This window comes from Baekduia sp. Peel2402, assembly GCF_052567285.1.
In genome coordinates this window covers 1,511,869-1,537,687 of sequence record NZ_CP199582.1, presented here as the reverse complement: position 1 = coordinate 1,537,687, position 25,819 = coordinate 1,511,869, and the positions used below count along the sequence as shown (strand labels likewise).

Below are 25,819 nucleotides of genomic sequence, written 5' to 3'. Positions count from 1 at the left end.
AGGCGATGAAACTCGTCGTGCTGGCCGTGGGCCGGATCAAGCCGCCGTATGCGGACGACGTCGCCCACTACCGCAAGCTCCTCGGCGGCCAGGCGCGGGTCGAGGTGATCGAGGTCCGCGACGACGAGCAGGTGGCCAAGCGGATCCCGGAGCGGGCCTTCGTGTCGCTGCTGGACAGCGGCGGCGAGGCGATGGACTCGGTCGCGTTCTCGCGCTGGATCGAGAAGCGCCGGCACGAGGGGCGCGACGTCTGGTTCGTCATCGGCGGCGCGTTCGGCGGCGTCGAGCTGGACCACGTCGACCACCGGCTGTCGTTCGGGCCGATGACGCTGCCCCACCAGCTCGCGCGGGTCATGCTGCTGGAGCAGGTCTACCGCGCGCACAAGATCCTGGGGAACGAGCCCTACCACTACTGACCGCCGGTCGTAGGATGGAGGGAGATGCCTTCTCCCGTCGACCAGCTCCGTGAAGCCGTCGAGGCCGTCGCGACCGACGCGGCGGCGACCGACGCGCCGTTTCCGAAGTCGCGCCCGTCGCTGGAGCGCCCGCGCCAGGCCGACCACGGGGACTACGCGACGAACGCGGCGATGCTGCTGGCGCCGGTGATGAAGGCCAAGCCGCGGGATGTGGCGGACCAGCTGGTCGCGGGGCTGACGGATCGGCTCGGCGCTTCGTTGGAGCGCGTCGAGGTCGCGGGGCCGGGGTTCTTGAACCTGTTCTTGAGCGACGTCTGGTACGTCGACGCGTTGGCCCATGTGCTGACCGCCGGCGACACCTACGGCGCCGGGGGCGCCTCGGTCTTCGAGAAGGTCGACGTCGAGTTCGTCTCCGCCAACCCGACCGGGCCGCTGCACGTCGGCCACGCGCGCAACGCCGCCTACGGCGATGCTCTGGCGCGGCTGTTCTCGTTCGTCGGCCACGACGTGACGCGCGAGTTCTACATCAACGACTTCGGGTCGCAGGTGGCGAACTTCGGGCGGTCGGTGCAGGCGCGCGCGCGGGGCGAGGAGGTCCCGGAGGACGGCTACGTGGGCGACTACGTGGCGACGCTGGCGCTGGAAATCTCCGATGCCGCGACGCGTCCCGTGGACGAGGTCGGCCGCGAGGCGGTAGCGATGATGGTCGCGCGGGCGCGGGATTCTCTGCACGCGTTCGGCGTGGAGTTCGACGTGTGGTTTAGCGAGGAGTCGCTGCACCCTGAGGGCGTCCGGCACGGCTTCGACGTCCTCGCCGCGCAGGGCCACACCTACGAGAACGACGGCGCGCTGTGGCTGCGGACGACCGACTTCGGCGACGACAAGGACCGCGTCATCGAGCGGTCGACGGGCGAGCACACGTACTTCGCGTCGGACATCGCCTACGCGCAGAACAAGCGCGAGCGCGGCTTCGATCGCATGGTGTACGTGTTGGGCGCCGACCACCACGGCTACATCGCGCGGATGCGCGCCGCCTACGAGGCGCTCGGCGGGGAGCCCGACCGGCTCGACCTGTTGATCATGCAGTTCGTGCACCTCGTCCGGGCGGGCGAGAAGGTCTCGATGTCCAAGCGCGCCGGCGAGTTCGTGACGCTCGACGAGCTGGTCGAGGAGATCGGCGTTGACGCGGCGCGGTGGTTCCTGCTGAACCGCTCGCACGACACGACGATCGAGGTCGACCTGGAGCTCGCGACGTCGGAGACGAGCGAGAACCCCGTGTACTACGTGCAGTACGCGCACGCGCGGATCTCGGCGGTGCTGCGCAAGGCCGGCGATGTGCGGGTCGCTGACGCTTTGGCCGAGGGCTTCCCGGCAACGGGGTTGTCGCTGCACGCGTCCGAGCGCGCGTTGATCGCCAAGCTGTTGGCGTGGCCCGCCGAGGCCACCGAAGCCGCCGAGCGGCGCTCCGTGCACCGCATCGCGTCCTACGCGTTGGAGCTGTCGCAGGCCTTCTCGGCGTTCTACCGCGACTGCCAGGTCGTCGGCGTGGAGCCGGTCGAGCTGGAGTCCTTCCGGATCGCCCTGAGCGTCGCCACGCAGCGGACGATCGGTCGCGCGCTGGATCTCCTCGGCGTCTCGGCGCCGACCGAGATGTAGGGGTCGCTACAAGTTGTAGATAAAGTCCAGGCCCACGTTGGAGAGCCACTCCTGGGCCTTGGAGTTCAGCACCGTCAGCTCGCCGCTGAGGATCAGCAGCCCCATCGCGATCAGGATCCCGCCGGAGATGGCGGTGACCCAGACGTGGCGGTCGCGCAGCCAGCGGAAGGCGCCGGTGGCGCGGTCGAAGGCGACGGCGGTGACGAGGAAGGGTATGGCCAGGCCGAGCGAGTAGCAGGCGAGCAGCAGGCCGCCCTTGCCGACGGTGTCGCTCGTGCTTGCCGCGGCGAGGATGGAGGCGAGCGTCGGCCCGACGCAGGGCGTCCAGGCCACGGCGAACGCGAGGCCGGCGATGACCGGGCCGCCCGCGCCGGCGCGCGTGATGAGCGCCTCGGGGCGCCACTCGCGGTTGAAGCGCGGGACGAAGAGGGTCAGGACGAAGAAGACGCCGAGGACGACGATCAGCCAGCCGGCGATGCGGTTCAGCGTGGTCTGGTGGTCGTGCAGCGTCGAGCCGATGCCGGTGGCGCTCATGCCGAGCGCGACGAACATGACGGTGAAGGAGAGGCAGAAGATCAGCGCGGGGCCGAGGATCTTGCCCAGCGGGCGCTCCTCGCCGCGGATCTCCTCGAGGGAGACGCCGGAGATGGCGGACAGGTAGCCCGGCACGAGCGGCAGGACGCAGGGGGAGATGAACGACACGAAGCCGACCGCGAAGGCGGCGAAGACGGTGGTGTCGACGTGGGACTGGGCGATCAGGGCGGCGGACATCGTGAGTAGCTAGACCTCGTAGCGGGCGAGATCTTCCTCCAGGCGGCGCGAGTCTGCGTCACTCAGCCTCGGGCCTTGGTCGCTTGGGTCGTCCCCGCCCTTCTTCGCGCGCCACTTCGGGACGAAGAAGAGCCCCGCGATGATGGCGATCAGCACGATCGCGATCGGCACCAAGTACGCGGCCAGGCCGAACCCGCTGTCCTTCGGCGTCGCCAGGACGCGGTCGCCGTACTCGGCGACGAGCTGGTCCTTGACCTCCTGCTTGGTCTTGCCCTGCGCAACCAGCGAGCGGATGTACTGGCGCTCCTGTGTCGCCTGCGGGGACTCGGCGATATCGAGCGGCACGCCGCACGCGACGCACATGACCTCGTCCTCGATGTCGGTGACGGAGGTCTTCGGGGTGGCCGCTCCGGCGACCGCGGTGAGCGCCAGGAGCATCGCCATCATCAACAGCAGCGCGCGCCTCACGACGCCTCCGCCTTCTTGATCGCCGCGTCCAGGAACGACTGGGAGATCTGCCCGCGCGAGATCGCGACGACCCGTCCCTTGCGATCCAGCACGAACGTCTCCGGCAGCTTCGACGTCCCGTACTTCTGCGCGAGCTTCGTATCGAGATCGCGCACCGACGGATACGTGATCCCGTGCTCCTTCTCGAACTCCGCCGACTTGTCGCTGACGTCCTGGTAGGTCGCGCCAAGGACGGTGCCAGCGCCTGACGCCGTCAGCGCCTTCTGCGCCTTCTCGAGCACCGGCGCCTCGTCGATGCACGGCTCACACCACGACGCCCAGAAGTTGAGGACCACGACCTTGCCGCTGTAGTCGGAGATCTTGGCCGTCCCGCTGCCGTTCAGCAGCGGCCTTGCGACATCCCGCCCCGGCGCGGTCGGCAACTCGCCCTTCTTCACCGCATCATCCAGCGTCGTGTCATCGCCGCCGTGCACGACGCCGTAGACCAGCAACCCGACCAGCGCCAGCGCCAGAACCCCGACGACGATCGGCACAACACCCCGCTGACGCTTCTCGGTCACGCACAACAGGGTATTCCGCGCCTGCGCACCACGCTTCGCACCCAACCCGCCATATACGCGGGTTCGATGCGAACCGTCCCAGCGCACGGGGTCCGGTAGACTGCCCTCTCCCGCGCGGGTGTAGCTCAGTTGGTAGAGCGTTGGCTTCCCAAGCCAAAGGTCGCGGGTTCGACCCCCGTCGCCCGCTCTGTTCCGAAAGCCCCGCCGTTTGCGGGGCTTTCGTCGTTCCGGCCCCGTCGACAAGTACTGTCGATCGCCACTAAAAAAGCGCCCCCGCGCCGTGCGACCGGCCGGGGGCATGGCCCCGGAGAGTGACCTCCATGAGCACCGCGCAGCGTAACGACGCTTGCGTCGTTTCCGTCGACCCGTCCACGGCCGACACCCTCCGTCTCCGGACCCTCGTGGTCTTGGAGGCCAACCACTATTACTTCGAGGAGATCCTCGAATTCGGCCCCGAGGCCCAGCACGCGCTCTCGGTCATCTACCGCGATGCCTTCGCCGTCCTCGACGCGATCGGCTGGCGCCGCCCCGACGACCCGCCCGCGACCGTCGACGTCCCGTTCACCGCCGGCTTCATCGAACAGCTTCACCGTCGGCGCTTCGACCTCGGCCACACCAACATCGACCGCGTCCAACAGGAAACTTGGGACCGCGACCTGGTCGACCGCGACCGCGAGGCCGCCATCACGCTGGACCGCCTCCTCGCGCAGGTCTAGTGCAGCGAGCGCGGGCGGGCGGCGGCGCCAATCGCCCTTCCGCTACAAGACTGAGAAGGGTATCCTTCACAGTGCGCTCGGGGTTGGCTTGGTCGCCAATATAGCCCCGGGCGTCCGGCTGGGCGGCGCATTTGCGTCGCCCAGCTGCGTTTTGGACCCCAGATAGTCGGATTCAGTCCGGCCTGAGCTAGCCGCCGGCGTAGTTCGGGCCTCCCAGGACGTTCAAATCACGGATCAAGCGAGGCGAGCTTCGACGGCCAGACTTCGGGCGCTGGGCCAAAGGCACGTCGAGCTCCGCTAACAGCCATCCGGCCAAACGCAGCGTTTCCTCCGGCGCCGATTGCTGCGCCGATGCCAAGCGGCAGGTCGCGTCCAAGGACGAGGACCCCCTGCTTGGTTCCGTACTTCGTGATGAACCGTGGTCCGAGGACCTTGTTCACGGCATCGATCCTCGCCATCGGCACAGCCTTGACGACCGTCTTCGCCCAGTGGGCTCCTGTCCGTCCCGCCACCTTCTCGACGATCCGGCTCCCGCTGTTCCCCATGAGTACACCCATGAGCAGGGTGCGACGTCGCTCAAGATCGTTGATCTGGACTCCGTGGACCTCGGAGACGGCCATGCTGAACAACGCGCTGGCCTCGATGAAGGCTCCGACCTCAGATGTTGACGACGAGGCCCACCCCGGTGCCGACGCCGGGCGCAGCGGCTGAAGCACCTGATGCCCCTCCGAGCGCGATGACGGCCGACAGGTACTGCCTCTCGAGAGAGACGATCACCTCCGACGGGTTGGCAGCGGGGTTGCGCTGCTTCGCACGCGCGATGTACTTCTCGACCGTCGGCTGCTGAACCGATATTCCCTTGTCCAGGGCAACTGTGAGGGTCTTTCTCGCCTGGTCGCCAACACCCATTCGCTGTCCTTTCGAAGTGTCGCTGCCTCACGGCGTCGAAACGCGTGATTGCAGCGTCTTGTTCAACTGTTCGCGTTGTTGCGCGGATCTTGCCAGTTCGGCTCATGGGACTCGTTACACGTCGGCGCTGTGAGCGACGGCAAGCGCTGTGACGATCCGGGCGACGATCCGGTGACTACGATCTGCCAGGGCTCGCGCTCACGCCGGAGGCGTATCGCCGCGCAGCTTCGCGCAAAGGTCATCGAGGGAGACAACGCCGTCCTCGTGGCGGCAGCTTCGCTGTCGCGGATCTGCTGCATGAGCTTCGGGTCGGAGAGCGCGGCGAGCGTCTCTTCGAGGCCTTCGAGATCCTCGTAACTGATGAGGACCGCGGCGGGCCTGCCGTTGCGCGTGACGACGACGCGGTCATGCTCGCCCTCGACCCGACCGACGAGCTCGGAGAGGCGGGTCTTGACGGATGAGAGCGGCAGCATCTCGGGCATGACCAGAATTCTCCCTGGCCGGCCACAAAGCGGGCAAGGCCCTCGCGCCACTACCGTCTTGGGCATGGCTTCAAGTGATGGCGGCGTGCGGTCGGTCAAGATCGGTGCTGATGAGCGGACCGGTTGGTCGTCCGAGCGTCCGCAGCGTGCGAGCTCCGGCCCCGGACGCCCGCCCCGGCCTCCCGGGAAGGCGCTGCCGGTCGCGGCGTCCGACACGCTGAGCTTTCCGGCGGGCAGCTTGGTGGTCTTCACGGGCGCGGATGCGGTGACGGTTCATCGGCTCGTCGCGCGCATGCTGCCGCGGCCGGCGCTGATCTCTTACGACGTGCTGGCGCGCGCGGTGGCCGAGAAGGTGGGGCCGGAGCGGGTCACGGAGGTCACGTTGCAGCTGGTGGGCAAGCGCGTCGCTGAGCGTCAGGCCGAAGGGCAGGCGACGGTGATCGAGACCGGGGACCTCTCGGCTGAGCTGCGCACCGCGCTGGCCAAGCTCGCCGATCGGCGCGCGGGCTCGCACCTGGTCGTGCTGGACTCCGGCCGCAAGGCCGTCGGCGACGACGAGCGCTTCGAGGCGCTGCGGGCGGTCGTCACCGGCGCGCGGAGTGGCGAGATCGGGAGCGAAGGGTTCTCGACCGCGATGGTGCTCGGGCGGGTCGACCTCGACAAGGTCACCGGCATCGAGTTCGTGCAGCGCCGGCAGCGCTGAGCTACGACGGCGTCTCGAGGACGCGGCGGTACGTCACCGCGAGGTCGTCGCGCCAATCGCCCGGCGTCTCCGCGGCTTGCCACAGCCCGCGGAACTCGTCGTCGGCGAGGGTCGCGCTGTAGCGCTGAGCGAACGTGGGGTGGTCGCGCCACACGCGCAGGACGCCGTCCTCCAGGGCGATCACGTAGGTGCGCCGGACGCCGCGGGAGTCGAAGTACTCCATCAACAACCCGTCGCCGTCCTCGGGCGGCCCGATCACCGCGATCGCGTCGGGGAAGAGCTCGTGCTCGTTGTGCGAGCGCTGGATGAGGAACTTCCCACCGTCCAGCCACTCGAAGGTCGTGCGACCGGCGACGGTCGCATCCATCTGCGGGTGCGTCGCCGTGGTCGTCCAGGTGCCGATGAGGGCGTCGAAGTCGGAGAGATCGCTCATGACCCGATGAGTTCCCGGCAGGCCGTCAGTCTTACCGGGCATGAGCGAAACCACCAACACCCCTACGACGGTCACGAACCTCGGCGTCGCGATGTTCACCATCGCCGACCAGGACCAGGCGCTGGCCTGGTACACGGACAAGCTGGGCTGGGAGGTCCGCGCCGACGTCACGTTCGGCGAGAACGGTGAGAACCGCTGGCTGGAGGTCGCGCCGCCCGGCTCGGGCGCCCGCCTGGCACTCAACCCGCCGATGGGCCCGTACCAGCCCGGCGGCGGCGGGATCGGCGTCGAGACCACGAACCTGCAGGCCGAGTACGAGCGCCTCAGCGCGATCGAGGGCATCGACGTCGACGCCCCGATGGACGCCCCTGGTGCGCCCAAGTTGTTCATGATGCGCGACCTCGACGGCAACAACATCGCGGTTGTCGAGGTCCCCGCGGCGTAGGACCGCACGGCTGCGACCCGCCCCGCCCGCCCGCGGCTCCCGTATCGTCATTCGAACATGGGAACCGCGATCGGGTGGGGTGCGCTGGCGGCGTCGTCGCTGGTCCTCGGCGCGCTGCTGGGCGGCGCGCGGCGCTGGCCCGATCGTGCGGTCGGGCTCGTGCTGGCGTTCGGCGCGGGTGCGCTGATCAGCGCGGTCAGCTTCGACCTCGCGGCGGAGGGTGCGAAGCTCGGCGATCACGGCATCACCGCCATCGGCCTGGCCGCGGGCGCGTTGACGTACTTCACGCTCGATCGCGTCGTCGGCAGGAAGAGCTCCCGCGGCGGCGGCACCTCGCTCGCGCTCGGCGCGTTCCTCGACGGCATCCCCGAGCAGCTCGTGCTCGGCATCGGGATCGCCACGGGCGGCGGCGTCTCGATCGGCTTGCTCGTCGCGATCTTCGTGTCCAACCTGCCCGAGGCCATCGGCTCCTCGGCCGACATGCGCCAGGCGGGCCGGCGCAACGGCGCGATCCAACGCCTATGGGTTGGTGTCGCGCTCGTCTGCGCCGCGTCGACCGTTGTGGGCTACGGCATCGCCGACACGGTCTCCGGCAACCTCCACGCTGCGGTCGACGGCTTCGCGGCCGGCGCGTTGTTGGTGATGTTGATCGACACGATGATCCCCGAGGCCGTCCGCAAGGGCGGCGACTGGGCAGGGCTGGTGACCGTCCTGGGCTTCGCCGTCGCCGCCGCGCTCGACGGGCTCAGCTGAGGCCCGGACCTCCTTCCAGTCCAGGTTGGACTTCCCGCTCTTCTCGTCAAACACGATCCACCGCACGCCCGGGCGAGGAGTCCGAGAGGTCCTCATCGCCGACGTTCTTGACGTCGACGTGCACGTAGAACGGCGACGAGGTCTTCTGGTCGGCGTCCAACTTCATGTTCTTGAAGTCGTCGAGCGACCCGGCCTCGATCGCGTGCGCATCGCCGCCGAACCCTAGGAATGGGTGGTCTTTTCCGCATCGGGTGTTTCCACATCGAGCAGCCTTCGCCTAGGCTCCGCCTTGTGCGGAGTGCGATCGTCGGCCGCGACGATGAGCTCGCGGCGGTGGAGGGCCTTCTCGAGGCGACGTCCGCGGGGCCCGCGGCGCTGATCCTCGAAGGCGAGCCCGGGATCGGGAAGACCACGCTGCTGGACGCCGCCCGCGACCTCGCCGTCACCCGTCGCTTCCGGATCCTCGCCGCGCGGCCCGTGCCGACCGAGGTCCGGATGGCCCACGCCGGCCTGGCCGACCTCTTGCGCGACGTGCCGCTCGACGCGCTCCCGCCCGCCCAGCGCGCCGCCCTGGACGCTGCGCTCCTGCGCGGGAACGCCGCCACCGCCCGCGCGCCGGACCACCGCGCTGTCGCCGCCGCGCTGCTCACGACCATCGAGGCGCTCGCGACAACCGCGCCCGTCCTGATCCTCGTCGACGACCTCCAATGGCTGGACGCCTCGACCACCTCCGCGCTGGGCTTCGCGCTGCGCCGCGTCACCGGCCGCGTCGGCCTCCTGGCCGCCAGCCACCCGCCCGCCGACCGCCTCGACGCCCACCGCCTGCCCGTCGGCCCGCTCCCGTCCGTCAGCATCGGCCGTCTCATCCGCCGCCGCCTCCGCGCGCCGCTCAGCCCCGCCGCCGCCCAGCGCGTGGAGGCGCTCTCCGGCGGCAACCCGCTTTTCGCGCTGGAGATCGCCCGCGCGCCGGACGCCACGCGCCTGCCCGACACGCTCAACGACCTGGTCTCCGACCGCCTCGACGGCTTGCCGCCCGACGTCCGCCTCGCCCTCGCCACCGCGGCCGCGCTGGAAAGGCCAGAGATCGCGTTGATCGCCGCCGCGCTGCCGGACCTCGACGTCGTCGCCGCGCTCACCGAGGCCGAGGCCGCCGACATCATCACCTTCACCCAAGGCGCCGTCGCCTTCGCCCACCCGCTCCTGGCCGCGGGCGCGGCCGAGCACGTCGCGGCCGCCCAGCGGCGCGCAATCCACGCCCGCCTCGCCGAGCTCGTCACCGACCCCGAGCAGCGCGCCCGCCATCTCGCCCGCGCGAGCGTCCAGCCGGACGCCGCGACGATCGCCGCGCTCGACGAGGCCGCCGCGCTGGCCACCACCCGCGGCGCGCCGGCCGCGGCCGCCGAGCTGCTGGACCTCGCCCGCGCGCTGGGCGCCGATACACCCGAGCGTCGCGCACGCGCCGCCACCCACCACTTCGACGCGGGCGACACCGACCGCGCCCGCGCCCTGCTTGAGAGCGCGATCCCGGACCTCGACGCGCCCGCCGCCGCCCGCAGCCTGCTCGGCACGATCCGCCATCGCGACGGCAGCTACGCCGAGGCGGCGCAGGTCCTGACCCAAGCCCTACAAGAAGCCCCGTCCGGCGGCGCGCTCGCCGTCACCACCGCCCTGGAGCTGAGCTTCGTCCTCACCAACCAGGGCCTCGTCGCCGCGGCCGAGCCGCTGGTCGAGCAGGCCGCGCGCGACGCCGCGGCGCTCGGAGACGACGGCCTGCTCGCCCAGGCCAAGACCGTGCAGATCACGGTCGCGACGCTGCTCGGCCACGGCCTCGACGAGCAAGGCCTTCAACAAGCGCTCGCGCTGGAGGATCCCGACCGGCGCTGCTTCGTGTTCCACCGCCCGTCGCTGCTCGCCGCCTTGTTGTACACCTACGTAGGCGACGTGGACGCGGCACAGCACGCGGTCGACGCGGTGCGGGCGCGGTGTCGCGAGCGTGGGGAGGACGTCGAGCTGATCTACACCGCGATCCACGCGATCACGCTGCGCCTATGGCGCGGTGACGCCGACGGCGCCCGCGCGATCGCCGACGAGGCCGACGACCACGCCGAGCAGCTCGGCACCCGCACCGCCCGCGCGATCGCGGCCTCCACGCGCGCGCAGGTCGCGGCTTGGACCGGCGACGCCGCGACCGCTCGCGCCGCCGCCGAGCAGGCGCTGACCACGTTCTCCGAGGATGGCTCGATGCTCGGCGCGCTGATGCCGCTCACGACGCTCGCCCAGCTTGACCTGGCGCTCGGCGACGCCGAGGCCGCCGCCGCCCGCGTCGGCGCGCTCGCCGCCATGGTCGTGGCAACGCCAAACGCCGAGCCCGCCGCCGTCCTGCTCGTCGCCGACGCCGCCGAGGCGCTGATCGCCACTGGCCGCGCCGAGGAGGCCGAGCCGATCGTCGCCTGGCTCCAGGAGCGCGGCGCGACGCTGGACCGCGCTTGGGCCCAGGCCGCCGGGGCTCGCGCCCGCGCGCTCCTGCACGCCGCCCAGGGCGACCTCGACGCTGCGGAGGACGCCTGCGCCCAAGCGCTCGCCCACCACGAGCGCCTGCCCGCGATGCCGCTTGAGCGCGCCCGCACGCTGCTGGTCCTCGGCGGCCTGCGGCGCCGCCGTCGGCAGCGCCGCGCGGCCCGCGAGGCGCTGGAGCCCGCGCTGGCGGCGTTCACCGCGCTGCACGCGCCGCTCTGGGCCCAGCAGGCGCGCGATGAGCTGGAGCGCGTCCGCCCGCGCCGCACGACATCCGAAGGCCTGACCGACTCCGAGCGCCGCATCGCCGCGCTGATCGCCGAAGGCGGCACCAACCGCGAGGTCGCCGCGACGCTGTTCGTCTCCCCACGCACGGTCGAGGCGACGCTCGCCCGCGTCTATCGCAAGCTGGAGATCAGCTCGCGCGCGCAGCTCGGGCGCCGCATGGCTGAGGTCGACGCCGGCGCCAACGCCGCCGCGCTCACTCCACCAGCGGACCGGCCACGGTAAGCCGCGCGGTGCCGGTGTTCGACGGCGCCGCGCCCCGCGTCCCGTCGAAGGACCCGCGGAACCGGTACTTGCCGACCGCGGGCGGCGTGAACGCGATCGAGCCGCCAGAGTGCACGCGGCGCACGAACTGCCAGCCGCTCAACGGATCGAAGCGCTCGATCGTGATCGTCACCGGCCCGGACACGTTCGGCGACGTCACGACCGCGACGCGCACGGTCGTCCCCGGCGACACCTGCGCCACGCGCTTGCCGTTGACCTGGATCTTGGACTTGGTGATCGTCCGCGACGCGCGCCGCAGCGTGTAGCGCGCGTTGCTGCCGTCGCGCGCCCGGACCGCCAGGAAGTAGCGGCCGGGCCGCAGCCCGCGGTGCAGCTCGGCGCCGCCGTCCTCGTCGCACGCGCAGGCCAGGCGACGGCCGTCGTCGCGCAACAACACCAAGTCGAGCGATCCGCCCGTCGCCAGCGACGCAAACAGCGTCGAGCGCGTCTTGACGTCGAACCGGTACAGATCGACCACGTCGACGCCCGCGCCCTTCACCGCGCCGCGCACGCGCGCGAAGTTGTGGATGAAGATGCCGGGCGCGGTGTCGTCGCCGCCCGCCCGCGCGACCTGTAGGTGGTAGCGCTGCGCGCCGCGGATCGACGACGCCGCCCGCGCCAGGAAGCTGTAGCGACCGCCTTCGCCGGGACCGGGCGTGAGCAGGACGTAGCCGCCGCAGGTCAGCGTCCGCTCCGGGTCGTCATCGTCGAACGACGACGTTCCCGGCCCGTAGACCGACAGCGTCACGCAGCCGTCCTCCGACAGCGACGCCAAGTTGATGCGGTACGCGACGCCGCTGCGCAGCCGCGCCGAGAAGCCGTCGGCGACGTGCCCGACGCGGTCCAGCGTCCGCGTGACGCCGCGCGCCGGCAGCTGCGCGCCCGGGGCCGACGGCTCGGGCACGGCGGTCCCGAGGTCGAGCTTGAACGTCCCGGCCGCAGAGTTGGGCAGCGCGGCCACGCGGACCAGGTAGCTCTCGCCCTTCTTGACCTTGAACGTGGCGGACGCGTCGCCGGACTTGTCGGTGGCGTCGCACGCGACGGCGGTCGCCTGCGAGCGGACGCGGCGGAAGACGTCGACGATCGCGTCGAGGTCGCCGGAGGCCTTCAGCGAGACGATCAGCCGCCCGTCGGCCGCGGCGTCGAGCTTGTACCAGACCGATGCACCCGTCGAACCGCAGTTCCCGTACGGCTCGACCGTGGCGTCGACCTTCGCGCCCACGGTCGTGCCGGACACGCTCGACGGCGGCGCGGGCAGCTGCGCCGCGTCTGCGCGTGCGTCGTTGGGTGGCGCGGCGGCGCTCGCCGGCGCGGCGGTCGCACCGGCCAACAATGCGAGGACGGCAAGTGCGGCGGCGAGCGGACGGGGCCTCATAGGTCGCGGACCCTAGACGAGGGTGCACACGGATCCGAGAAACGTAGGGGTTCGACGTATTGAGCGGTCCGGGGTCCTCTGGTGGGGTGCGAGGCATGGGCGGACGCTGGTGGGTGGGGGCCTTCGTGGCCGCGGTGCTGCTAATCGCGGCGCCGGGCGCGGGGGCGGCGGTCAAGACGGTGTCGTTTGATGACCTGGCGGCCGGGACGACGGTCAAGGGACAGTACGCGGCCTCGGCGGGCGTGACGTTCCCGGGCCAGGTGCCCGGGCATCCCGACGACAACGGGATCGCACCGGTCGTCCGCAGCGCGCCGGGCAAAGCCAGCTCGGGCACGCAGGTCGCCGACTTCAACACGTGCATTGGCGGGACCGACGACTGCGGCGAGTTCCGCCCCGCGATCACGCGCGGGCGGCTGAGCGCGTCGGCCACGCAGGTCAGCGTTCAAGTCGGCTACCTCGACACCGGCAACGCGAACACCGCGCCGCTGGAGCTGCGTGCCTACGACGCGAGCGGCGCGCTGATCGACACCGCCAACGCGACGGTCACCGAGAACGCCCCGTTCACCACCACCATGACGGTCCACGGCGCCGCGATCGCGTCGTTCGTGCTCTACACGCAGTACGCCTCCAACGTGGCGATGGACGACCTGTCGATCACCTACCCGGACGCACCCGCGCCGGCGGACTTCGCGATCAGCGGCAACCCGGGCGTCGCCGAGGTGCTGGAGGGGACCTCGACGCCGGTCGGCCTCGACCTGTCGCGCCTGAACAGCTCCAACGGCGACGTGACGTTCGCGATCTCCGGCCTGCCGCCGGGGATGACCGCGTCGTTTGCGCCCAACCCGCTCGGCGGCACCGACACGCACACGGTGCTGACGCTGACCGCGCCCGCCGGCGCGTCGACGACCGACTACGCGACCGCGACCGTCACGGCGACGCCCACCGGCGGCGCGCCCGTCGGCCCCGCTGCGCGGTCGATCACGTTCTCCACGCGGATCAAGCAGAACTGCGACCACCAAGTGGGCTTCGAGTACGTCGACGCTCGCGCTGACGGCTGCTTCCACAAGTTCGGCGAGGGCCTGCACCAGCATGAGATCACCAACCAGGTCCTGCGGATCAACGGGCTCGTCTTCACGCCGCTGGACGGCCAGCGCACGCTGGTCATCGACGACGACAAGAAGACGATCAAGAGCCCCAACTCGACCTGGGCGGTCGCGATCGACGCCACGCCCGACATCCAGATCTACGCCGGGCTGATCGACTTCGACTTCTCCAAGGGCGGGTCGGGATCGCACGAGGTCACCGGCATCGGCGCGTCGGCCGGGCGGGTCCTGTCGGTCGCCGGGCTGCCGATCACGGGCCTGACCACGGTCTTCACCAAGGAGGCCAAGACCCAGATCACGCCGACGTTCAAGCTCGACTTCTGGCCCTTCAACTATCTCGGCGCGATCACGACGTCGGCGACGCTGACGGCCTCCAACAACGGGAACACGGACTTCGCCGGGTTCGACCTGAAGGTCGCCAAGGTCCAGGCGCTGGCGCTGACGCTCGACAGCGTCCAGCTGCACTACGAGAACAACGGGAACTGGAACGGCAGCGTTCAGGCCACGCTGAACTTCGCCAAGAAGCTGACGGTCGGCGCCGGGTTCGGGATCAAGAACGGTGACTTCGACCGGCTCAACGCCAGCGTGGGGAACCTGAACACCCCGATCGGCGCCGGCGTCTACCTGCAGTCGCTCGGGTTCGGCGTGCAGCGGACGCCGGCGCTGTCGCTGTCGGGCTCGATCGGGCTGAGCGGCGGGCCGTCGGTCGGTGGCAAGGTCGCGGTCAGCGTCGGCGGCACGCTGAAGGCGGCGCTCGGCGACCCGTTCGTGGTCGAGGTCAACGGCAACGCGAAGCTCGGCGGCAAGTGGACGATCGGCTCGGCGTACTTGAAGTACTCGTCGTTCGGGCTGTTCGAGTTCGGCGGCGGCGTCGACTGGTCCTTCGGGCCGCTTGGGCTGAAGGGCGGCGTCAACGGCTGGGTCGCGGGGCTGAGCGCGTTCAACGTGGAGGGCTCGCTGGAGGGCTGCCTGCACGTTGACTGGCTCCCGGATCCGTGCGCGGGCGCCAAGGCCTTGGTGTCGAGCATCGGGATCGCCGGCTGCGTCCAGGTGTACGGGTACGGCGTCGGCGCGGCGGCGACCTGGAGCGGCGACTTCGACGCGTTCACCGGCTGCGACCTCGCGCCTTGGCGCCCGCAGAAGCCGACGGCGAGCGGGGCGCAGGCGGGCGGCGGTGGGGCTTCGCTCGGCGCGGTGGAGATCCCGCCCGGGGTGCCGCTGGCGGCCTGGCAGGTCCGCGGCCGCGGGGCAGCGGCGCCTGGGATCGCGCCCGGCGTCACGCTGACCGCGCCCGGCGGCCGGACCATCACGGTGAACAAGGCCAACCCCTACATCAAGCGCGACGGGATCCTGGCGGCGCTGCTAGAGGACGGCACGACGCTCGTTGCCGTCCGCAAGCCCGCGGCCGGCACGTGGCGGCTGCGCTCCGACGGCAGCGTCCCGGTGGCCGTCGTGCGCTACGCCAAGGGCCTGCCCAAGCCGAAGGTCCACGCGACGGTCACGCGGCGCGGGACCAAGCGCGTGCTGTCGTGGAAGCTGACGCGGATCCCGGGCCAGAAGGTCACGTTCGTCGAGTCCGGCAAGGACGCGCGGCGCGTGATCAAGACGACATCGGCCGCCAGCAGGCGCGTGACGTTCACGCCCACCCGCGGGTCGGCCGGCGTGCGCAAGGTGGTGGCGTCGGTCCAGCAGAACGGCCGCCCACGCGCGACGCTGACCGTCGCCTCCTTCCGGGCGGCGTCGGCGGTGACGCCGGCCAAGCCAAAGGCGCTGAAGCTCACGCGCAAGGCCACCAAGGTCACGATCGCCTGGCGCGCGCCCCGCGCGGGCTTCCGCCACGCCGTCCACATCGCGCTGCCCGACGGCACGCAGCTCCTGCGGATCATCCCGGCGAAGGGCCACTCCACGGTCCTCACGGGCATCGCAGCCACCGCCGCCGTGAAGGTCACCGTCCGCGGCCTCACGCCCGGCAACGCCAAGGGCCCGCTCGCGAGCGCGACGCTGAAGGCCGGGAAGAAGACGAGCTAGACCATCGCCACCATCCCGCCGGCGTACTTGTCGCCGAGCGGGTCCCAGCCGGGCGCGAGCTCGAACTTCGACTCGACCTGCTCCGCCGCGACGATCTTGTCCAGGAAGAACGTGCGCCACGTCGGGAGCGTGCCCGAGCGCGTGAAACCGCCGACCTGCCAGATGTCCACGCACGCGACGCCGCCGTTGACGTCGAGGAACAGCGCGTGCGGATGCCCGAGGCGCTCGGGCCGTTCGTCCCCCTCATAGCTGAACCGCAGCGGTGCCTGGCCGTGAATGGCCGCGATCACGATCGCCTCGATGCTCACAGAGCGGTAGTTTTCAGGAACGAAGCGGTATCTGTCCAGGCCGTATGCTCCCAGCGCCGTGCTGCACCTCCATCGCGCCGACCGCGCAGATCGCCTGATCGGCGCGCTCGCCGGAGTTCTCGCGGTGCCCGGGCCGGATCCGTTCGCCGCGGAGGTGGTCGCGGTGCCGACGCGCGGGGTGGAGCGGTGGCTGACGCAACAGCTCTCGGCGCGCCTGGGGACCACCGGAGAGGGCCAAGCTCGTCGCGACGGCATCTGCGCCAACGTGGTCTTCCCTGCGCCGCGTCGGCTGGTCGACGAGGCGGTTGGCGCCGCGTCCGGGTTCGACGCCGAGGTCGACCCGTGGCAGCCCGCGCGGATGGTTTGGCCGCTGCTGGAGGTCGTCGACGCGTGCTTGGACGAGCCGTGGATGGCGTCCGTTGCGGCCCACCTTGACGGCCGGCGCGGCGATCGCTCGCGACGCCTGCGCACCGTCCAGCACCTCGCGGTCCTCTACGACCGCTACGCGCTCTACCGCCCGGCGCTGTTGGAGGCGTGGCGTGCCGGGATCGACCACGACGGCGGCGATCCGGCCGGCACGCTGACGTCGCACGACCAGTGGCAGGCCGAGCTGTGGCGGCGCCTGCGCGCGCGGATAGGCGCGCCCGGCCCGGCCGAGCGCCAGGACGCGGCGTGCGCGCGCCTGCTCGCGGATCCGGAGCTGAGCGATCTGCCCGCGCGCATCGCGCTGTTCGGGCTGACGTCGCTGCCTGCGCGCCATCTGGAGGTCCTGCGCGCGCTAGCCGAGGCGCGCGACGTCCACCTGCTCTTGCTCCAGCCCTCGGACGCGGCCTGGCGCGCGCTGGCCGGGGAGATCGAGCGCACCGGCCCCGCCCGCACGCGCGCCGCGTTGCCGCAGGCGTTCCTGCCGCGCCATCCGCTGCTGGCCTCGTGGGGGCGCGACGCGCGCGAGCTGCAAATGGCGCTGGCGACGGTGGCCGACGCGGCGCGCGACGAGCACCACGACGGCCAGGGCGACGACGGCGCGCCCGCGTCGCTGCTCCAGCGTCTCCAGGACGACGTGCGCGCCGACCGCCTGCCGGGCGCCGGCGCGACCCCTGACGCCTCCGTCCAGATCCACGCCTGCCACGGCGCCAACCGCCAGGTCGAGGTCCTCCACGACGCGATCCTCCACGCGCTTCAGGACGACCCGACGCTCGAGCCGCGCGACGTCGTCGTCATGTGCCCCGACATCGAGACGTTCGCGCCGCTGATCCAGGCGACCTTCGGCGCGGGAGCCGACGCGGAGGCCGAGGTCGACCGCGACGCCGATGGCGACCGCAAGCCTGACCGCCACCGCCTGCGCGTCCGCCTCGCCGACCGCGCACTGCGCGAGACCAACCCCGTTCTTGGTGTGGTCGCCCGCCTGCTGGAGCTGACGACCGCTCGCCTCACCGCCTCCGAAGTGCTGGATCTTGCCGATCGCGAGCCCGTCCGCCGGCGCTTCCGGATCGGCATCGACGACATGTCGCGGCTGGAGGAGTGGGTCGGCGCGACCGGCGCGCGCTGGGGGCTCGACGCGCCACACCGCGCGCCGTACGGGCTCCAAGATGTCGCACAAGGCACCTGGGACGCCGCGCTCGACCGCCTCCTGACCGGCGTCGCCATGGACGAGACCGGCCCGCGCCTGATCGACGGCGTCCTGCCGCTGGACGACGTCGACAGCGCCGCGATCGACCTCGCGGGGCGCTTCGCCGAGTACGTCGACCGCCTCGGCGCGGTGCTCAAGGACTTCGCCGGCCCGCCGCGCAGCGCCGCCGAGTGGGCTGACGCGATCGGCGCCGCCGCCGACGCGCTCACCGTGCCCGCGCCGCGCGACCAGTGGCAGCGCGCGGAGCTCGCGCATCTCCTGTCCGACGTCGCCGACGAGGCCGCCGGCAGCGCCGCGCCGCTGGACGCCGCCGACGTCGCCGCGCTGCTGGAGACGCGCCTGGCGGGCCGGCCCACGCGCGCGAACTTCCGCACCGGCCACCTGACGGTCTGCACGCTGCAGCCGATGCGCTCGGTCCCGCACCGCGTGATCGCGCTGCTCGGCCTCGACGACACGGTCTTCCCGCGCCGCGCGCCCCGCGATGGCGACGACCTTCTGCTCGCCGCGCCGCACGTCGGCGACCGCGACGGCCGCTCCGAGGACCGCCAGATCCTGCTTGACGCGCTGATGGCCGCGACCGACCGGTTGATCATCACCTACACCGGCAACGACGAGCGAACCAACGCCGAGCGCGCGCCCGCGGTGCCGGTCGGCGAGCTGCTCGACGTCGTCGGGCGCATGACCGGCTCACGGGACGCGGTCGTCAAGCGCCACAAGCTGCAGCCCTTTGACCCCGGCAACTTCCAGGCACCGGAGCCGTGGTCGTTCGACGCCATCACCTTGCTCGGCGCCCGTGCGCTCGTGGGGGAGCGCGAGCCGCGCGCGCCGTTCCTGGAGGGCGCGCTGCCGCCGCTGGAGGGCGACCTGATCGAGTTGGAGGACCTGCTCGCGTTCCTCGCCCACCCAGTGCGCGCGTTCCTGCGCCAGCGCCTGGGGATCGGTGCGGGGACGCGGGCCGACGAGGTCGACGACGCGTTGCCGGTCGAGCTCGACTTCCTCCAGCAGTGGCGCGTGGGCGACCGGCTGCTCGCCGCGCACCGCGATGGGCGCGATGCGCTGGCCGCTGAGCGCGCCCGCGGCGACCTGCCGCCGGGCGCGATCGGCGAGGGCGTGCTCGCGAGCCTGGACGCGCGGGCGCGGCGGGTCTTCGAAGAGGCCCGGCAGGAGATCCCGGAGGGCGATGCCGAGTCCCTCGACGTCCGCGTCACGCTGCCCGACGGCCGCACGCTCGGCGGCACGGTGTCCGGCGTGGTCGGCGACGTCGTCGCGCTGGTGACGTTCTCGCGCGTCACCGCTGAGCACCGCCTCGGCGCGTGGGCGCGGGTGCTGGCGCTGAGCGCGACCTACCCGGACCGCGCGTTCCGGGCGGTGACGGTTGGGCGCCCGCGGCGGGGCGCGCCGAAGACGCGGAGCGTGACGGTGGCGACGGTCCCGCCGCTCGACGCGCCCGGCCGGCAAGACCAGGCCATTGCCTTGCTGCAAGTGCTAGTGGATCTCTACGACCGCGGCATGCGCGAGCCGCTGCCGCTCTACGCCGAGACCTCGGCGGCCTACGCGAGCGGCGGGCGCGCGGGGGAGACGCTGGCGCGCAAGGCGTGGACGACGCCGTTCGGCGGGATGCCGTTCGAGGACCGCGACGACGACCATGTGCTTGTCCTTGGTCCGAACGCGCCGTTCGACACGCTGCTGGAGGCGCCCCCGCGCGACGCCGACGAGGCCGCCTGGGCTCCCGATGACGCCACGCGCTTCGGCGTTTACGCGCACCGGCTGTGGGACGCGGTCGCGGCCGCTGAGGAGGTCCGGGACCGGTGAGCTTCGACGTCTGCGGGCCGCTGCCGTCCGGCGTGACCGTCCTGGAGGCCAGCGCGGGCACGGGCAAGACCTACACGATCGCGGCCTTGGCCACGCGGTACGTCGCGGATGGCGTGCCGTTGGAGCAACTGTTGTTGGTGACCTTCACGCGCCTGGCGACCGGCGAGCTGCGCGACCGCGTTCGGCAGCGCCTGACCGCGGCGCGCGCGGCGCTGGACGCGGTGCTGGAGGGCGGGCCAGACCCCGTCGACTGGATCGAGGCGCTGTTGGCCGACGGCACGCGCGCGGAGGTCATCCAGCGCCGCGGCCACCTCGCCGTCGCGCTGGCCGACTTCGACGCGGCCACGATCACCACCACGCACGGCTTCTGCCAGGAGGTCCTCGGCGGCCTGGGCGTCGCGGGCGACGTCGATCGCGGCCACCACTTCAGCGACGACGCGCGCGACCTCGTCGATGATGTGGTCGACGACCTTTACGTGCGCGCGTTCCGTGACCGCGCGCCGGTGTTCGGGCGCGACGAGGCGCGGCAGGTCGCGGCGGCGGCGATCGCCAACCCGACCGCGCCGCTGGCGCCACCGCCGCACGACGAGGCGCCGCGGCGCCGGCACGAGCTGGCGACCGACGCGCGCGACGAGCTGGACCGCCGCAAGCGCGCGCTGGCGCTGATGACCTACGACGACCTCGTCACGCGGCTGCGCGAGACGCTGGAGGGGCCCGGCGGCGACGCCGTGGCGGCGCGGCTGCGGGCGCGCTACCGCGTCGCGCTGGTCGACGAGTTCCAGGACACCGATCCCGACCAGTGGGCGATCATGCACGTCGCGTTCGGCGAAGGGTCGGGGACCACGTTGGTGTTGATCGGCGATCCCAAGCAGGCGGTGTACGCCTTCCGCGGCGCCGACGTGTACGCCTACCTGGAGGCGCGACGCGAGGCGGGCCGAAGCGAGACGCTCGGCGTGAACTGGCGCTCGGACGGCGGGTTGGTCCGGGCCCTCGACACGCTGTTCAGCGGCAAGACGCTCGGCCATCCCGAGATCGCTTACAGCACGGTCGTCGCGGCGCCCGAGCACGAGGCGGCGCGGCTGGACGGCGCGCCGGTCGCGACGCCGCTACGGATCCGGGTCGTCGCGCGGCACGACCCGGACGTCCGCAAGACGCCTACAGGTTGGTCTTCGGCGGTCAGCGCGCGGGAGCACGTGGCGCGCGACGTGGCCGGCGACGTGGCGCGGCTGCTGGCGTCCGGCGCGCGCGTGGACGGCGAGCGGGCGCTGGGTCCGGGCGACGTCGCGGTGCTCGTGCGCAAGAACGCCGAGGCGCGGAAGGTCAAGGAGGCGCTGGAGGCGGCGGGCGTCCCGGCGGTCGTCAACGGCGCGGGCAGCGTGTTCGCGACCGAGTCGGCGCGCGACTGGCTGCGGTTGTTGGAGGCTTTGGAGCGGCCGGAGTCGCTGCCGCGGGCGCGCGCGGCAGCGCTGACGGCGTTCGTGGGCTGGTCGACCGAGGCGATCGCGGGGGCGTCCGAGGATCGCTGGGAGGCGCTGCAGGCGACGCTCCACGGGTGGGCGGCGGTGCTGCGGCGGGCGGGCGTCGCCACGTTGGTGGAGACGATCACCGAGGACGAGGGCCTGCCCGAGCGCCTGCTGTCGGTGGTGGGCGGCGAGCGGTCGCTGACCGATGTGCGACATGTAGGCGAGCTGCTGCACGCGGCGGCGGTCGACGGGCGCCTGGGGATCACCGCGCTGGCCGGGTGGCTGCGGCGGCGGATGGCGGCCGACGAGCGCGACGCGGGCGCCGAGGACCGCGCGCGGCGCCTGGAGTCCGACGCCGAGGCCGTGCAGGTGCTGACGATCCACCGCTCCAAGGGCCTGGAGTTCGGCGTCGTCTACTGCCCGTTCCTATGGGACCCGTTCTGGATCCCGGATGAGCCGGAGCCGGCGGTCTACCACGACGCCGCGCGGGGCGACGCGCGCACGATCGACGTGTCGCTGGACCCGCGCGACGCCGCGTTCGCCGCGCACCTGGCGCAGGACCGCGAGGAGCAGCGCGGCGAGGAGCTGCGGCTGGCGTACGTGGCGCTGACGCGGGCCAAGCACCAGGCGGTCGTGTGGTGGGCGTCGTCGTTCAACGCGCGGTCCTCGGCCTTCGGCCGGCTGGTACTGGATCCGATCGATCCGTCGTCGTCGCGCGGCCGCGGTCCTGGCGCCGAGGAGACCGCGGCCGAGGCGCGCGAGCGGTTGGCGGCGCTGGTGGCGGCGTCGGGCGGCGCGATCGGCCTGGAGCGCTCGCTGGTCGACAAGGGCGCGCGCTGGTCGCGGCCGGGGACCGAGGCGGTGGACTTGGTCGCCGCGTCGTTCACACGGGGCTTCGACGAGCGCTGGCGGCGGTTGTCCTACAGCTCGATCACGGCGGGCGCCTACGAGGCGCGTGTGGCGAGCGAGACCGAGGAGGCGGCGGGCTCGGACGACCCGGACGTCGTCGCGCCGATCGAGGCCTCTGCTCCGTCCGGCCCGCCGGTCCCCCTCGCCGACGCGCCCGCCGGGACGCGCTTCGGCACGTTCGTCCACGCGATCCTCGAAGCGGTGGACTTCAGCGCCGCCGACCTCCCGGGCGAGCTCTCGCTCGCCATCGCCGAGCAGCTCCGCCGCCGGCCGCTGGACGTCGGCGACCCCATCATCTTGGCTGGCGGCCTCGACGCCGCGCTCTCCACGCCCCTCGGCCCGTTGCTCGACGACCGCCGCCTGCGCGACCTCGCGCCCGCCGACCGCCTCGACGAGCTGACCTTCGAGCTCCCGCTGGCCGGAGGTGATGAGCCCACCGCCACGCTCACGCTCGCGGCCATCGCCAGCACGCTGCGCGCGCACCTCGCCGCCGACGACCCGCTCTTCGCCTACGCCGACCGCCTCGACGACCCCATGTTGAAGGCCGATCTGCGCGGCTACCTCACCGGGACGATCGACCTCGTCGCCCGCTGGCCCGACGACACCTACACCATCGTCGACTACAAGACCAACAAGCTCGCGGCGCCCGGCGAGCCGTTGACCGCCTTCCACCACCGTCCGTCGCTCCTGGCCGAGGAGATGCACCGCTCCCACTACGCGCTCCAGGCGTTGTTGTACGGGGTCGCGTTGCATCGTTACCTCCGCTGGCGCGCGCCCTCGACCACGCCGACGATCACCATCGCCTACACCTTCCTGCGCGGCATGGTGGGCGCGCAGACGCCGCGCGAGGACGGCGCCCCGTGCGGCGTCTTCGCCTGGCGCCCGCCGTCGGGCCTGCTCGCCGCGCTGAGCGACGTCCTCGACGGCGCCCCTTCCGCCCCCGAAGCCGCCACTCCGCGATGACCTCGCTCCGCGACCGGGATCCCTTCGACGTCCGCCTCGCCCGCGACGCGCCCGGCTCCCTGCGCGCGTTCAACGACGCGGGCGTGCTCTCGTCAGCCGACGTCCACGTCGCGCGGCGGCTCGCGCGGATCGGCGGGTGCGAGGGCGACGAGGCGGTCCTGCTCGCGCTCGCGCTGGCCGCTCGCGCGCCGCGGCTCGGGCATGTGCTGGTGGATCTCGCGACGATCCGTGAGACGGTCGCGGTCGACACCGAGGAGCCGATCGACCTCGACGCGCTTCCGTGGCCGGACGCCGCAACCTGGCGCGACGCGGTCGCGGCCTGCCCGCTGGTCGGCGACGCCGACGATCGGCCGCTGCGCCTGGAGGGCACCGCGCTCTACCTCGACCGCTACTGGCGCGAGGAGCGGGCGGTCGCGGCCGCCCTGGGCGCGCGGGCGTCCCAGACGCCGACGACGCTCGACGAGCCCGCCCTCGCTGCCGCGCTGACCCGCCTTGACGCGGCCGCCGCCGAGCCGGCCGCACGCGGGCGCTTGGCGGTCATCGCGGGCGGGCCGGGCACGGGCAAGACCACGATGGTGGCGCGGGTCGTCGCGCTGCTGGCGACGCTTGGCGAGGCGCAGCTCGTCGCGCTCGCCGCGCCAACCGCGAAGGCCGCGGTGCGGTTGCGCGAGGCGGTGCACGCGGAAGCGACAGCGCTCGACGTCGACGAGACGATCCGCGCGCAGCTGCTCGCGCTCGACGCCTCCACCTTGCATCGGCTACTCGGCGCACGGCCCGGCACCCGCAGCCGCTTCCGACACGACGCGGGCAACCGGCTTCCGCACGATGTTGTCGTGGTTGACGAGACGTCGATGGTCTCGCTGACCATGATGTCGCGGTTGCTCGACGCGGTCCGGCCGGACGCGCGGCTCGTGCTCGTCGGCGACCCGCACCAGCTCTCCTCGATCGAGGCGGGCGCGGTGCTGGGTGACGTCGTAGGCGCGGAGGCGCTGGCCGATCGAGTTGTCGTCCTTGAGCGCGTCCACCGCTTCGGCGGCGCGATCGCCGCGCTGGCCGACGCGATCCGCCGCGGCGACGCCGACGCAGCCGTGCACGCGCTGCGCGAGGGCGGCGAGCACGTGACCTGGCTGCCGGTCGACGCCGCGGCTGACGGCGCCGACCTCGCGCCGATCCGCGCCGCCGCGACGACCACCGGCCGCGCGGTCATCGAGGCGGCCCGCGCGGGCGACGTCGCCACCGCGCTGGAGGGCCTCGGCGCCTTCCGCCTCCTCTGCGCGCACCGCCGCGGGCCCTACGGCGTGACCGCCTGGACCGAGATGACCGAGAGCTGGCTCGCGCCGGAGATCGACGCCGCGGGCGGCCGCCTGCGCGACTACCCGGGCCGGCCGCTGTTAGTCACCGCCAACGACTACGACTTGAACCTCTTCAACGGCGACACCGGCGTGATCGTCTCCGACTCCGACCGCCTCGTCGCCGCCTTCCCCGACCGCGCCGTCCGACCTCACCAACTTGGTGCGGTCGACACCGTCTACGCGATGACCGTCCACAAGGCTCAGGGCTCGCAGTTCGAGACTGCGGCGGTCATCCTGCCACCGCCTTCCTCGCGCATCCTCACCCGCGAGTTGTTGTACACCGCCGTCACCCGCGCTCGCGACCGCCTCATCGTCGCCGGCACCGAGGCCTCGCTGCGAGCGGCGATCGCCCGCCCGGCCACCCGCGCTTCGGGCCTCGCGGCGCGGTTGGGGTGAGAGGGAGAGGCGGCGCGACGTGTCATCGCCTCGCGCGGCGGCGGGAGACCCGGCGCTGCACGGCGCAGCTAGGCGGCGACGCTGCTCGCGTCTTCGCCGAACACCACGGCGAGCTCTTCCGCGTGGGACTCCAGGCGCTTGCGCTCGGCGGTGAGCGCGCGGCGGTCCGCGCGTAGGGACTCGACGCGGTCGTCGTCCCCGATCGCGCGGGTCTCGGCGAGCAGCCTCTCGAGATCGTCCAGCGACGCGGCGTTCTTCTCCAGCGCGGCAGAGAGCGCGGCGCGACGGGACGGGTCGAGACGATAGAAGCCGGGCTGGGCGCCGCGGACGACGGCGGGCGAGTCGCGGACGTTGGTGAGGAAGCTCGCCAGCGGGTCGCGGCCGCCGACGGCGTAGCCCGCGGCCAGCAGGCGTTCGAACCACTCGCGGTAGTGAATCTCACGGTCACCGGACGTCTGCCACAGCAGCTGCGCGGCGACGCGGCGCAGGTCGCGACCGCGCACCGCGGTGACACCGGTCCGTGGCGCGGCGACCTCCGCCTCCGTCACCGGCCCGTCTACGAGCATCGCCAGCAGCCGCCGGCGCTCGTTCAGCTCACCCATCTGCGACTCGAGGTCAGCCAGCTCCGCCGCGAGCGTGTCCCGCCGGTGCGAGAGCTTCTCCAGCGCGCGGTCGACGCGCTCCTCCTCGGCCGCCGCGGCGCGGACGAGGGACGCATGGGGTGGGGTGCTGGTTGCCATCGGTCCCTATCAATAGCCATCCGCCCGGCTGGATCGCCGTCGCGCGCGCCACGCGCCTGTGGATCGGTGTGGACAACCGGGCCTCCCTAGCCCTATCCGGTAGCGGACTTGTCCACAGCGCTATCCACACGCCGCGAAATTCTGCGCAAATTGCAGGAGGTTCGTCTTTGTCCACAACGAACTCATGACGTTTTCACCGCGCGGAGCGGGAAGCCGCTGCGACTCATGGGCGAGGCGAATGGTGTCCGAAGACGAGGGCGACAAGGCTCGGAGACGGCGGCGGGCACGCGCTCCTCGCCCTCGCTGCGTGGTTCCGTCCGACGCCCTCTTTAGCGTCCATCAACCGTTCTCGCCCTAGAAGCTAT

Annotated in this window: 21 protein-coding genes and 1 tRNA gene; 12 read left to right on the top strand and 10 right to left on the bottom strand. The window is 72.3% G+C overall.

What is annotated here, in order from left to right; all coding sequences use genetic code 11:
• Positions 1-5 precede the first annotated feature (5 nt).
• Both ACT01A_RS07560 and argS read left to right on the top strand, forming a co-directional pair.
• Positions 6-416, top strand: coding sequence for a 23S rRNA (pseudouridine(1915)-N(3))-methyltransferase RlmH (locus ACT01A_RS07560; RefSeq protein WP_445151630.1), 411 nt, complete (start codon positions 6-8; stop codon positions 414-416).
• Positions 417-440: 24 nt separating this feature from the next.
• The gene (gene argS / locus ACT01A_RS07555; RefSeq protein WP_445151629.1) at positions 441-2,072 is read left to right on the top strand and encodes an arginine--tRNA ligase; all 1,632 of its coding nucleotides are present in this window, start codon (positions 441-443) and stop codon (positions 2,070-2,072) included.
• A gap of 6 nt (positions 2,073-2,078) precedes the next feature.
• Here argS and ACT01A_RS07550 read toward each other — a convergent pair whose 3' ends face one another.
• From ACT01A_RS07550 to ACT01A_RS07540, 3 genes are read right to left on the bottom strand one after another with little or no spacing between them, the layout of a single operon-like run.
• Positions 2,079-2,843 (bottom strand): cytochrome c biogenesis CcdA family protein, encoded by a 765-nt coding sequence (locus ACT01A_RS07550; RefSeq protein WP_445151628.1) that lies wholly within the window; start codon positions 2,841-2,843, stop codon positions 2,079-2,081.
• A gap of 9 nt (positions 2,844-2,852) precedes the next feature.
• Positions 2,853-3,311, bottom strand: a complete 459-nt coding sequence (locus ACT01A_RS07545) for a cytochrome c-type biogenesis protein (RefSeq protein ID WP_445151627.1) — start codon at positions 3,309-3,311, stop codon at positions 2,853-2,855.
• A complete protein-coding gene (locus ACT01A_RS07540; RefSeq protein ID WP_445151626.1) occupies positions 3,308-3,871 on the bottom strand; it encodes a TlpA family protein disulfide reductase in 564 nt (187 codons plus the stop codon). Before ACT01A_RS07540 ends, ACT01A_RS07545 begins: the two co-directional genes overlap by 4 nt.
• A gap of 114 nt (positions 3,872-3,985) precedes the next feature.
• Between ACT01A_RS07540 and ACT01A_RS07535 the strand changes: the two genes are divergently transcribed.
• Both ACT01A_RS07535 and ACT01A_RS07530 read left to right on the top strand, forming a co-directional pair.
• Positions 3,986-4,058: transfer RNA gene (locus tag ACT01A_RS07535), tRNA-Gly, on the top strand.
• 133 nt (positions 4,059-4,191) lie between these two features.
• Positions 4,192-4,587: a hypothetical protein gene (locus tag ACT01A_RS07530; RefSeq protein ID WP_445151625.1), complete on the top strand. Its 396-nt coding sequence runs from the start codon at positions 4,192-4,194 to the stop codon at positions 4,585-4,587.
• Positions 4,588-4,814: 227 nt separating this feature from the next.
• Here the strand turns inward: ACT01A_RS07530 and ACT01A_RS07525 are convergent, their stop codons facing one another.
• The 3 genes from ACT01A_RS07525 to ACT01A_RS07515 all read right to left on the bottom strand — a co-directional run bounded on the left by ACT01A_RS07525 (position 4,815) and on the right by ACT01A_RS07515 (position 5,978).
• The gene (locus tag ACT01A_RS07525) at positions 4,815-5,207 is read right to left on the bottom strand and encodes a hypothetical protein (protein WP_445151624.1); all 393 of its coding nucleotides are present in this window, start codon (positions 5,205-5,207) and stop codon (positions 4,815-4,817) included.
• Between the two features lie 37 nt (positions 5,208-5,244).
• Positions 5,245-5,496, bottom strand: a complete 252-nt coding sequence (locus ACT01A_RS07520) for a hypothetical protein (protein WP_445151623.1) — start codon at positions 5,494-5,496, stop codon at positions 5,245-5,247.
• A gap of 62 nt (positions 5,497-5,558) precedes the next feature.
• A complete protein-coding gene (locus ACT01A_RS07515) occupies positions 5,559-5,978 on the bottom strand; it encodes a type II toxin-antitoxin system Phd/YefM family antitoxin (protein WP_445151622.1) in 420 nt (139 codons plus the stop codon).
• 64 nt (positions 5,979-6,042) lie between these two features.
• On the opposite strand from ACT01A_RS07515, the gene ACT01A_RS07510 reads away from it, so the two are divergent.
• Complete coding sequence (locus tag ACT01A_RS07510) at positions 6,043-6,681, top strand: hypothetical protein (protein ID WP_445151621.1); 639 nt, start codon at positions 6,043-6,045, stop codon at positions 6,679-6,681.
• A gap of 1 nt (position 6,682) precedes the next feature.
• On the opposite strand, the gene ACT01A_RS07505 is transcribed toward ACT01A_RS07510, so the two are convergent.
• Complete coding sequence (locus ACT01A_RS07505) at positions 6,683-7,114, bottom strand: hypothetical protein (RefSeq protein WP_445151620.1); 432 nt, start codon at positions 7,112-7,114, stop codon at positions 6,683-6,685.
• Between the two features lie 40 nt (positions 7,115-7,154).
• Here ACT01A_RS07505 and ACT01A_RS07500 point away from each other — a divergent pair, with 40 nt between their 5' ends.
• The 3 genes from ACT01A_RS07500 to ACT01A_RS07490 all read left to right on the top strand — a co-directional run bounded on the left by ACT01A_RS07500 (position 7,155) and on the right by ACT01A_RS07490 (position 11,336).
• A complete protein-coding gene (locus tag ACT01A_RS07500) occupies positions 7,155-7,559 on the top strand; it encodes a VOC family protein (protein ID WP_445151619.1) in 405 nt (134 codons plus the stop codon).
• Positions 7,560-7,616: 57 nt separating this feature from the next.
• Entirely contained in the window at positions 7,617-8,312 is a 696-nt protein-coding gene (locus tag ACT01A_RS07495; protein ID WP_445151618.1) for a ZIP family metal transporter, read from the top strand.
• 291 nt (positions 8,313-8,603) lie between these two features.
• Positions 8,604-11,336, top strand: a complete 2,733-nt coding sequence (locus ACT01A_RS07490) for an AAA family ATPase (protein ID WP_445151617.1) — start codon at positions 8,604-8,606, stop codon at positions 11,334-11,336.
• Here the strand turns inward: ACT01A_RS07490 and ACT01A_RS07485 are convergent.
• Positions 11,308-12,750 (bottom strand): hypothetical protein, encoded by a 1,443-nt coding sequence (locus ACT01A_RS07485; RefSeq protein WP_445151616.1) that lies wholly within the window; start codon positions 12,748-12,750, stop codon positions 11,308-11,310. The genes ACT01A_RS07490 and ACT01A_RS07485 overlap by 29 nt on opposite strands.
• A gap of 95 nt (positions 12,751-12,845) precedes the next feature.
• Between ACT01A_RS07485 and ACT01A_RS07480 the strand changes: the two genes are divergently transcribed.
• Positions 12,846-15,881, top strand: coding sequence for a hypothetical protein (locus ACT01A_RS07480; RefSeq protein WP_445151615.1), 3,036 nt, complete (start codon positions 12,846-12,848; stop codon positions 15,879-15,881).
• Here ACT01A_RS07480 and ACT01A_RS07475 read toward each other — a convergent pair.
• Entirely contained in the window at positions 15,878-16,189 is a 312-nt protein-coding gene (locus ACT01A_RS07475) for a hypothetical protein (RefSeq protein WP_445151614.1), read from the bottom strand. The two genes, ACT01A_RS07480 and ACT01A_RS07475, sit on opposite strands and share 4 nt — an antisense overlap.
• A gap of 58 nt (positions 16,190-16,247) precedes the next feature.
• Between ACT01A_RS07475 and recC the strand changes: the two genes are divergently transcribed.
• Genes recC through recD form a run of 3 tightly spaced genes read left to right on the top strand, consistent with a single transcriptional unit; the run spans position 16,248 to position 24,714 of the window.
• Positions 16,248-19,631, top strand: coding sequence for an exodeoxyribonuclease V subunit gamma (gene recC / locus ACT01A_RS07470; RefSeq protein ID WP_445151613.1), 3,384 nt, complete (start codon positions 16,248-16,250; stop codon positions 19,629-19,631).
• Positions 19,628-22,966, top strand: coding sequence for a UvrD-helicase domain-containing protein (locus tag ACT01A_RS07465; protein WP_445151612.1), 3,339 nt, complete (start codon positions 19,628-19,630; stop codon positions 22,964-22,966). The genes recC and ACT01A_RS07465 overlap by 4 nt, the downstream gene beginning before the upstream one ends.
• Entirely contained in the window at positions 22,963-24,714 is a 1,752-nt protein-coding gene (recD, locus tag ACT01A_RS07460; protein ID WP_445151611.1) for an exodeoxyribonuclease V subunit alpha, read from the top strand. Before ACT01A_RS07465 ends, recD begins: the two co-directional genes overlap by 4 nt.
• Before the next feature lie 68 nt (positions 24,715-24,782).
• On the opposite strand, the gene ACT01A_RS07455 is transcribed toward recD, so the two are convergent.
• Positions 24,783-25,454 (bottom strand): hypothetical protein, encoded by a 672-nt coding sequence (locus ACT01A_RS07455; protein WP_445151610.1) that lies wholly within the window; start codon positions 25,452-25,454, stop codon positions 24,783-24,785.
• Between the last annotated feature and the right edge of the window lie 365 nt (positions 25,455-25,819).